Source organism: Pseudomonas yamanorum (assembly GCF_013386765.1).
In the GTDB taxonomy this organism is placed as follows: Bacteria; Pseudomonadota; Gammaproteobacteria; order Pseudomonadales; family Pseudomonadaceae; genus Aquipseudomonas; species Aquipseudomonas yamanorum_A.
The window spans coordinates 1-9,299 of sequence record NZ_JACARE010000054.1 but is presented as its reverse complement, the minus strand read 5'-3'; the positions used below and the strand labels follow the sequence as shown (position 1 = coordinate 9,299).

Below are 9,299 nucleotides of genomic sequence, written 5' to 3'. Positions count from 1 at the left end.
CAATCCCGGAGTGAGGGAACGCCGAGCCTAGGCGAGGCGCCGACAGGCGGGGCAGAGCCCTTTGCTTACTTTGGGCTGGGCCGGCATTCCGGCTTTTCCAAAGTGAGTCGCTGTAAGAGCGAAACCATAAGCCGCCGTTACCCAAATAACGGATATGCACCCGGTCAAACCAACCCACACCGCTCAAAAAACCGCTCCCGCCCCAGGATCATCAACGCCGCCCGCTTGTGTGGAAAATCAAACTCCTTCTCACAGTGAAAACACTGGTTCTGCATATACCCAATCATCTTCCCGTTATCCGCCCGAGGCTCCGCCACCACCCGCTGAGTACGCGGATCATCCAGAAACAGGTAATGCACCAACGCCGACAGCCAACTCGCAACCTTGTGCGGCCCCCGGTGATGCTCTTCACCCACCAGCATATGAACCCCGCGATCGTAATCCGCCGCGTCATAGAACGGCGCAATCCGATCCTCCTTCGCCCAATACGCCTCGAAATACGCAAACGGCTCATCATCAAAACAGCCGATCAACGTCAACGCATGAGGATCCGCCTCCAGCTTGTCCAGATACTCCCGATGCTGCTCCAGACTGCCACTCTCCTGCCAGAAATTCGCCACCCGCGTACTGTTCTGCCACCGATTGAAACGCGCAAGATCGACGTCAATCTCCACCGTTCGCAGCGAAATCCACGCCCCCAACCGCGCATCAAACCGCCGATAAACCTCACCCCGCGGCTTCGGCGCACGGGCCGGATGCCGCTTGCCACCACTGATGATCATCTGCTGCGGATAAGTCCCCGTAAGTGACTGCCCCAACCACGGCTGCGGCAATTGCCAGAACAGGGTGCGCTCGCAATGAAACTGCCCGGCCACCTCGGTCGCCACCAGCAGCCCACTGCGCAGGGCATCATCCGGCGCATGCTCAAGGCGCCAAACCAATCGCTGGCGCCCCGGTTCCTTGGCAAACAGCCAGTAACAAGCCGCCCACAGAGCACGGGCAGCCGGCACGCTGCCGGGCTCCTGCAAGTGCACCTGCAGCTCATCACCCCGCTCAAGGCGCAGGCGAATCAACGGCTGCCCCTCAAGGGTAAGGCTCAAGCGGCTGTCAGTTTCATCAGCATTCAGGGCAGGCCCCGCCGGCAAGGGCAGGACAGACAGGTCATTCAGATTGGACATGGGATGGGCTCACGAATCGTCGACAGTTCAACAAGTGACGTGAGCCAAGGGCAAAAATTTAGACGATCAGGGCACCGGCAACACATCGATGCGGTAAGGCTCGAAGATCTTCAGCAACTGGCCGTTGTCACGCAGTTGCTTGAGCAGCCCGGCAAACGCCGGCCCGGTGATCGGTGCCTTGGGCCGCAGCAACGCGTAGTGATGGTAGATCTGATCGATCCGCTCCGACACCAGGAACTGCCCCGCCGTATCGGCGTTGCGCACCAGGAAGTCGCTGAGGTAGGAGCGTGTCACCAGAGCAATGTCGGCCCGGCCCCGGGCGACCATCAGCAGGTTGCTGTCGTGGGAATAGGTCAACGTGGCGTTGAAGTGCTCCGCCATGTACTTGGGATCGGGGTTGAAGTTGGCGAACGCATAGTGATAACCGCTGAACACCGCCAGGCGCTTGCCGGCCAGGTCAGTGAAATAGGATTGGTCGCGACCCGGCTCCTGCTGGGCCACGAATATTTCCGCATCCTCCAGACCCATGTCGACATCCGTATGGGGAATGTCCTGCCAGCCCCAGTTCGGGTTTTCGAAGATCGCCATGTCGACCCGGCCCTGCTGGAAGTCGCGAAAACGCCGGGGAATCGAGGTGGGCACCAGCACAAACTGGTAATCGGTTTGCAGGGCGTTCAAGGCTTCCACCAGTTGCGGCAGCAACCCGGTGTCGGCGCCCTGCTCCGGGCGCACGGTGTACGGCGGAAAATGCGCAGCACCGACCCTCACCAATTGGGCGGCCGAAGCCGGCATCAGCCACAGTGCGCCAAGCGCCAATATTGAGAGTCCTGCAGCCAATCGCCAAGGCGAACACATCAAGGCACACACCGTCGAAAACTTTGATCCCGCTAAGCTAGGCGTTTTTGTCTATCGAGACAACTTTCTGCCCCACAATTAATAGCTTGCGCGAACCGGCTAGTCAGCTTTCAACACCATCAGCAAGGCTTCGTCGGCCAGTTGCTCCAGGGTCATGCTGCCCTGGGCACGAAACCAGGTGGTGGTCCAGGACAAGGCGCCGGTGAGGAAGCGTCGGGTGATAAACACATCGCCCCTGATATAACCGGCCTCCTTCGCCTCCCCCAGCACCTGCAACCAGATGTCTTCGTAGATATCGCGCAAGGCCAGCACCTGGGCCTGGCCCTCGGCCGACAGTGAGCGCCATTCATACACCAGCACCGCCATGGCCTCGCCGCTGCCGCCCATGATCGACTGCAATTCGCAGCGAATCAGCGCCAGCACGCGCTCACGCACGTTGTTTGCCTCGGCCAGGGAAGCGCGCATCAACGCGGTGTTGTAGTGGATGGTTTCCTCCATCACCGCCCGCAGGATTTCGTCCTTGCTCTTGAAGTGATGAAAGATACTACCGGACTGGATTCCGACCGCGCCGGCCAGGTCGCGCACCGTAGTGCGCTCAAAACCCTTGTTGCGAAACAGGTGCGCCGCGGTTTGCAGCAGCTTGCCACGGGCGCTGTCGGGGTCGGTCAATTGGCCGGCGTCGACCATGGTGCGCATCACCCGCAGGGCTTTTTGCTCATCCATGCTGCTCTCCTTAACTTCTGGTTACGTCTTGGGCGGCAATTTAGGCCGTGGCAGCCAACCAAGCAAGCGCTTGGGGCAAAGTTGTGACCGGAGTTTACAAACCAAGCGCTTGCTTGGTAGTCTCGGCCCAGCCATTCAGAGAAGGACTTCTCATGAACAAGACGGTACGCATCGGCTGCGCCAGCGCCTTCTGGGGCGACACCTGCACCGCCGCTGCGCAGTTGGTGCGCGGCGGCGCGCTGGATTACCTGGTGTTCGACTACCTGGCGGAAGTCACGATGTCGATCCTGGCCGGGGCACGGATGAAAGATCCCCAGGCCGGCTACGCCACGGATTTCGTCGAGGTGCTGACGCCGCTGCTGGCGGATATCCAGCGCCAGGGCATCCGTGTGATCAGCAATGCCGGCGGGATCAACCCCCAGGCCTGCGCCGCCGCGTTGCAGGCGGCCTGCGACCAGGCGCACATTCCGTTGAAGATCGCCGTGCTGCTGGGGGATGACCTGCAACCGCAGTTCAAGCAACTGCATGGCATCACCGACATGTTCAGCGGCGCGCCCCTCCCGGCAATGTGCGTGTCCACCAACGCCTACCTTGGCGCACCCGGCATCGTGCAGGCGCTGAAGCTGGGTGCCGATATCGTCATCACCGGCCGCGTGGTGGACAGCGCCGTGGTCAGCGCGGCGCTGGTGCAGGAGTTCAACTGGTCGTGGCAGGATTACGACCGCCTGGCCCAGGCTGCATTGGCCGGGCATATCATCGAATGCGGCGCCCAGTGCACCGGCGGCAATTTCACTGATTGGCGCGAGGTGCCGGACTATGAACACATCGGCTTCCCGATTGTGGAAGTCAGCGCCGACGGCCAGTTCACCGTCAGCAAGGTCGACGGCAGCGGCGGGCTGATCAGCGAACTGAGCGTCGCCGAACAACTGCTGTATGAAATCGGCGACCCGCGCGCCTATCTGTTGCCCGACGTGATCTGCGATTTCAGCCAGGTCAAGCTCCAGCAACAAGGCAAGAACCGCGTACACCTGCACGGCGCCAAAGGCCGGCCGCCCACCGATCAATACAAAGTCAGCGCCACCTACCCCGATGGTTTTCGCTGCACCGCCAGTTGCCTGATCGCCGGGATCGACGCGGTGGCCAAGGCCGAGCGGGTCAGCCAGGCGATCATCAACAAGACCTCAGAGCTGTTCAGCCAGCGCGGCTGGGCGCCCTACACCGACGTCAACATCGAACTGCTGGGCAGCGAAGCCACCTACGGCCCCCATGCCCAACGCCAGGACTGCCGCGAAGTGGTGGTGAAACTGGCGGTGCGTCACCCCAGCAAACAGGCGCTGGTGCTGTTCGCCCGGGAGATTGCCCAGGCGGCCACCGGCATGGCGCCGGGGCTCACCGGGATCGTCGGCGGGCGGCCCACGGTGTACCCGCTGATTCGGCTGTTTTCATTCCTGATCGATAAAAGCGCCTGCCAACTGCAGGTCGACTTTCTTGGCGAACGGCATGCCTGCGAACTGCCTGTGGCCGAACCGCTGAACACGTCAATCGAATTGATCGACCCGCCCAAACCCCAAGGCCGCGCCGACGCCAACGTGCCGCTGGTCAAGCTGGCTGTGGCCCGCTCCGGCGACAAAGGCAACCACAGCAACATCGGGGTGATCGCCCGCGAGCCCGAGTACCTGGCGTGGATCGCCGAAGCGCTGACCCCCGAAGTGATCGTCGACTGGATGAGCCACGTGCTCGACCCGATCCACGGCCGCGTCGAGCGCTGGTATCTGCCCGGCAGCCACAGCTTGAACTTCCTGCTGGAGAACGCCCTGGGCGGCGGCGGGATTGCCAGCCTGCGCATCGACCCCCAAGGCAAGGCGTTCGCCCAGCAACTGCTGGAAATCCCGATTGCCGTGCCGCAGCACATTGCCGATCAACTCACTTAAAGGACCCACGCCGTGGCCTTCGACTCGATCTTCAAAGCCGACCTGTTCCAGGGGCAGACCCTCATCGTTACCGGCGGCGGCAGTGGCATTGGCCGCTGCACCGCCCACGAACTGGCGGCCCTCGGCGCCCAGGTGATTTTGGTGGGCCGCAAGCCGGAAAAACTGCAAAGGGTGACGGCAGAGATTATCGAAGACGGCGGCCGCGCCAGCTGGCAGGCCTGCGATATCCGTGATGAAGAAGCGGTCAAGGCACTGGTCAGCCAGGTGATCCGGGAACACGGCCCGGTTCATGGCCTGGTGAACAACGCCGGCGGCCAGTATCCCTCGCCTCTCGCGTCGATCAACCAGAAGGGCTTTGAAACGGTGTTGCGCACCAACCTGGTGGGCGGTTTCCTGATGGCCCGGGAAGTGTTCAACCAGAGCATGAGCAAACACGGCGGCGCCATCGTCAACATGCTCGCCGACATGTGGGGCGGCATGCCGGGCATGGGGCACTCCGGCGCGGCGCGTTCGGGCATGGACAACTTCACCAAGACCGCCGCCTTCGAATGGGGTTACGCCGGGGTGCGGGTCAACGCCGTGGCGCCGGGCTGGATTGCCTCCAGCGGCATGGACACCTACGAAGGCGCGTTCAAGGCGGTGATCCCGACCTTGCGCGAGCACGTGCCGCTCAAGCGCATCGGCACCGAATCGGAGGTCAGCGCGGCGATTGTGTTTCTGCTAAGCCCCGCCGCCGCGTTCGTCAGCGGCAGCACCTTGCGCATCGACGGCGCCGCCAGCCTCGGCAGCCGCGCCTGGCCGCTGCACAAGGCGCAACCGCCGAGCGTGTCCTTTAATGGTTTCCACCGGGCGTACGTGCCGGACGTGCTCAAGGAGGAGAAATAAGCCATGCCGGTGATCGACTCGCAACTCGACGCCCACAGCCCGCAATTCGCGCAGAACCGCGAAGCGATGCTCACGGGCGTCAATCAACTGCGCCAATTGGAGCAAAACCTGCTGGCCAAGGCGGCTGAGGCCAAGGCCAAGTTCGACAAGCGCGGGCAACTGCTGCCGCGCGAACGCCTCAATTTGCTGCTCGACCCTGGCGCGCCGTTCCTTGAGCTGGCAAGCCTGGCCGGCTACAAGCTGCACGACGACAAGGACGGCAGCGCCGCCGGCGGCGGCTTGATCGCAGGCATCGGCTACGTCAGCGGCGTGCGCATGCTGGTGGTGGCCAACAACAGTGCGATCAAGGGCGGGACCATTTCTCCCTCCGGCCTGAAAAAATCCCTGCGCCTGCAACAGATCGCCATGGAAAACAAACTGCCGGTGGTGACGCTGGCAGAAAGCGGCGGCGCCAACCTTAATTACGCGGCGGAGATTTTCGTCGAAGGCGCACGCAGCTTCGCCAACCAGGCACGCATGTCGGCCATGGGCTTGCCGCAGATCACCGTGGTGCATGGCTCGGCCACGGCGGGCGGCGCGTATCAGCCGGGGCTTTCGGATTACGTGGTGGTGGTGCGCGGCAAGGCCAAGCTGTTCCTCGCCGGCCCACCGCTGCTCAAGGCCGCCACTGGCGAAGTCGCCACCGATGAAGAACTGGGCGGCGCCGAGATGCACGCGCAGACCGCCGGCACCGCTGAGTACCTGGCGGAAAACGACGCTGACGGTGTGCGTATCGTGCGCGAGATCGTCAGCCTGCTGCCGTGGGACGACCGCTTGCCGCCTTCACACCCGCGCGCTTACAGCGAGCCGCTGTACCCGATTGAAGAGCTGTTGGGACTGATCCCCGACGACCCGAAAAAGCCCTATGACGTGCGGGAAATCCTGGCGCGACTGGCGGACGCTTCCAACTTCCTCGAATTCAAGGCCGAGTTCGACCCGCACACCGTTTGCGGGCACCTGCATATCCAGGGCCGGGCCTGCGGCTTTATCGGCAACAACGGGCCGATCACACCGAAGGGCGCGAGCAAGGCCGCGCAATTTATCCAGCTGTGCGACCAGAGCCAGACGCCGCTGCTGTTCTTCCACAACACCACCGGGTTCATGGTGGGCACCGAGTCGGAACAGCAAGGCGTGATCAAGCACGGCGCGAAGATGATCCAGGCAGTGGCCAACGCCCGGGTGCCGAAGCTGACCATCGTCGTCGGCGGCTCCTACGGCGCCGGCAACTACGCGATGTGCGGCCGTGGCCTCGACCCGCGTTTCATCTTCGCCTGGCCCAACAGCCGCACCGCCGTGATGGGCGGCGCCCAGGCGGGCAAGGTGCTGCGGATCGTCACCGAGGCCAAGCAATTGAAGGACGGTTTGGTGCCTGATCCCAAGGTGCTCGACATGCTCGAACAGGTCACCGCACAAAAGCTCGACAGCCAGTCCACCGCCCTCTACGGCAGTGCCAACCTGTGGGACGACGGGCTGATTGATCCACGGGATACACGGACCTTGCTCGGGTTTCTGCTGGACATCTGCCATGAAGCCGAAGTGCGGCAACTACAGCCCAACAGCTTTGGTGTGGCGCGGTTTTAACTCTTCAGGAGAACAATAAGAATGATCTTCACCCAGGAACACGAAGAACTGCGCCGTACCGTCCGTGGCTTTGTCGAGCGCGAGATCAATCCTCACGTCGATGAGTGGGAAAAAGCCGGGCGCTTCCCGATCCACGAGATTTTCCGCAAGGCCGGCGACCTCGGTTTGCTGGGCATTTCCAAGCCGGAAAAATTCGGCGGCATGGGCCTCGACTACAGCTATTCCATCGTCGCCGCCGAAGAGTTCGGCAGCATCCGTTGCGGCGGCATCCCGATGTCCATCGGCGTACAAACCGACATGTGCACACCGGCCCTGGCCCGCTTCGGTTCCGACGAATTGCGCGACGAATTCCTGCGTCCGGCCATCAGCGGCGAACAGGTGGGCTGCATCGGCGTCTCGGAAACCGGCGCCGGCTCTGACGTGGCCGGGCTGAAAACCCACGCCCGCAAGGACGGCAGCGACTACGTGATCAACGGCAGCAAGATGTGGATCACCAACTCGCCGAGCGCCGACTTTATCTGCCTTTTGGCCAACACTTCGGACGACAAGCCGCACATCAACAAGTCGCTGATCATGGTGCCGATGAACACCCCCGGCATCAGCGTCAGCCCGCCCCTGGAAAAGCTCGGCATGCACAGCTCGGAAACCGCCCAGGTGTTTTTCGACGACGTGCGCATCCCCCAGCGCAACCGCATCGGCCATGAAGGCGCGGGGTTCATGATGCAGATGCTGCAGTTCCAGGAAGAGCGGCTGTTTGGCGCGGCCAACATGGTCAAGGGCCTGGAGTACTGTATCGACAGCACCATCGAGTACTGCAAGGAGCGCAAGACGTTCGGCAAGGCGTTGATCGACAACCAGGTAATCCACTTTCGCCTGGCCGAACTGTCCACCGAAATCGAATGCCTGCGGGCGCTGGTGTACCAGGCCACCGAGCAATACATCAAGGGCCAGGACGTGACGCGCCTGGCCTCCATGGCCAAGCTCAAGGCCGGGCGCCTGGGGCGGGAAGTCAGCGACAGTTGCCTGCAATATTGGGGCGGCATGGGGTTCATGTGGGACAACCCGGTGGCCCGGGCTTATCGGGATGTGCGGCTGGTGTCGATTGGCGGAGGGGCGGACGAGATCATGCTGGGGATCATCTGCAAATTGATGGGCACCCTGCCGGGGAAAAAGTCGTGAATACGTTGTTGCTGGAGCCGCATAACGGGGTGCTGCATGTGACCCTCAATCGGCCGGAAAGCCGCAATGCCATGAGCCTTGAGATGGTGACCGAGTTGCGTTCGGTACTGGCCGATGTGGCTGGGGACAAGTCGGTGCGGGCGTTGGTTATCAGTGGCGCGGGCGGGCACTTTTCGGCGGGTGGCGATGTGAAGGACATGGCTCGCGCCGGGGGCACGGGCGGGTTGCAGGCGTTGAACCGGGCGTTTGGCACGCTGTTGCAGGAGGTTGAGGCGCTGCCGCAGGTGGTGATTGTGGTGCTTCAGGGTGCCGTGCTGGGTGGCGGGTTTGGGTTGGTGTGTGTCAGTGATGTGGCGATTGCGGATCATCAGGCGCAGTTTGGGTTGCCGGAGACCAGCCTTGGGCTGCTGCCGGCGCAGATTGCGCCGTTTGTGGTGAAGCGTATCGGGTTGACTCAGGCGCGGCGGCTGGCTTTGACGGCGGCGCGGTTTGATGGGGTTGAGGCGTTGCGGTTGGGGTTGGTGCATTTTGTGGAGCACGATCCGCAGGCGTTGGCTGAGCGGGTGGATGAGGTGTTGGGGCAGGTTTTGCGGTGTGCGCCGGGGGCTAATGCGCGGACCAAGGCTTTGGTGTTGGCTAGCGCGGGGCAGGGTTTTGGGCCGTTGCTGGACCAGGCTGCCGAGTGGTTTGCCGAGGCGGTTTGTGGTGAGGAAGGGATTGAGGGGACTCAGGCTTTTGTGCAGAAGCGTAAGCCGGGGTGGGCGTCATGAATTGGGGGCATATCCGTTTCTGCGGTCAGGGCGGCTATTGGTTCCGCTCTTACAGCGGCTCACTTTTGAAAAGCGCAAAAGTAAGCAAAACGCTCTTGCCCCACCACTCGGCACCTCGCCTAGGCTCGGTGTGCCCGCACTCCGGTAGCACGAAGCGG

At 62.6% G+C, this 9,299-nt stretch carries 8 protein-coding genes; 5 read left to right on the top strand and 3 right to left on the bottom strand.

The window, feature by feature from the left end:
- Nucleotides 1-164: 164 nt before the first annotated feature.
- The 3 genes from HX875_RS30115 to HX875_RS30105 form a co-directional block, all read right to left on the bottom strand.
- Complete coding sequence (locus tag HX875_RS30115) at nt 165-1,178, bottom strand: GNAT family N-acetyltransferase (protein WP_177048362.1); 1,014 nt, start codon at nt 1,176-1,178, stop codon at nt 165-167.
- A gap of 66 nt (nt 1,179-1,244) precedes the next feature.
- The gene (locus tag HX875_RS30110; RefSeq protein WP_177048360.1) at nt 1,245-2,033 is read right to left on the bottom strand and encodes a substrate-binding periplasmic protein; all 789 of its coding nucleotides are present in this window, start codon (nt 2,031-2,033) and stop codon (nt 1,245-1,247) included.
- Between the two features lie 99 nt (nt 2,034-2,132).
- On the bottom strand, nt 2,133-2,756 hold the full coding sequence (locus HX875_RS30105) for a TetR/AcrR family transcriptional regulator (RefSeq protein ID WP_010166492.1): 624 nt from the start codon (nt 2,754-2,756) through the stop codon (nt 2,133-2,135).
- A 152-nt stretch (nt 2,757-2,908) separates the two neighbouring features.
- On the opposite strand from HX875_RS30105, the gene HX875_RS30100 reads away from it, so the two are divergent.
- The 5 genes from HX875_RS30100 to HX875_RS30080 are packed head-to-tail and all read left to right on the top strand — an operon-like array spanning nt 2,909 to nt 9,141.
- A complete protein-coding gene (locus HX875_RS30100) occupies nt 2,909-4,687 on the top strand; it encodes an acyclic terpene utilization AtuA family protein (protein ID WP_177048358.1) in 1,779 nt (592 codons plus the stop codon).
- Between the two features lie 12 nt (nt 4,688-4,699).
- A complete protein-coding gene (locus HX875_RS30095; protein WP_177048356.1) occupies nt 4,700-5,572 on the top strand; it encodes an SDR family oxidoreductase in 873 nt (290 codons plus the stop codon).
- 3 nt (nt 5,573-5,575) lie between these two features.
- Nucleotides 5,576-7,192 carry a geranyl-CoA carboxylase subunit beta gene (atuC, locus tag HX875_RS30090; protein WP_177048354.1) on the top strand — a complete coding sequence of 539 codons (1,617 nt, stop codon included), beginning with the start codon at nt 5,576-5,578 and terminating at the stop codon, nt 7,190-7,192.
- A gap of 21 nt (nt 7,193-7,213) precedes the next feature.
- Nucleotides 7,214-8,371 (top strand): citronellyl-CoA dehydrogenase, encoded by a 1,158-nt coding sequence (atuD, locus tag HX875_RS30085; RefSeq protein WP_169385866.1) that lies wholly within the window; start codon nt 7,214-7,216, stop codon nt 8,369-8,371.
- Complete coding sequence (locus HX875_RS30080) at nt 8,368-9,141, top strand: enoyl-CoA hydratase/isomerase family protein (RefSeq protein WP_177048352.1); 774 nt, start codon at nt 8,368-8,370, stop codon at nt 9,139-9,141. Before atuD ends, HX875_RS30080 begins: the two co-directional genes overlap by 4 nt.
- Nucleotides 9,142-9,299 lie beyond the last annotated feature (158 nt).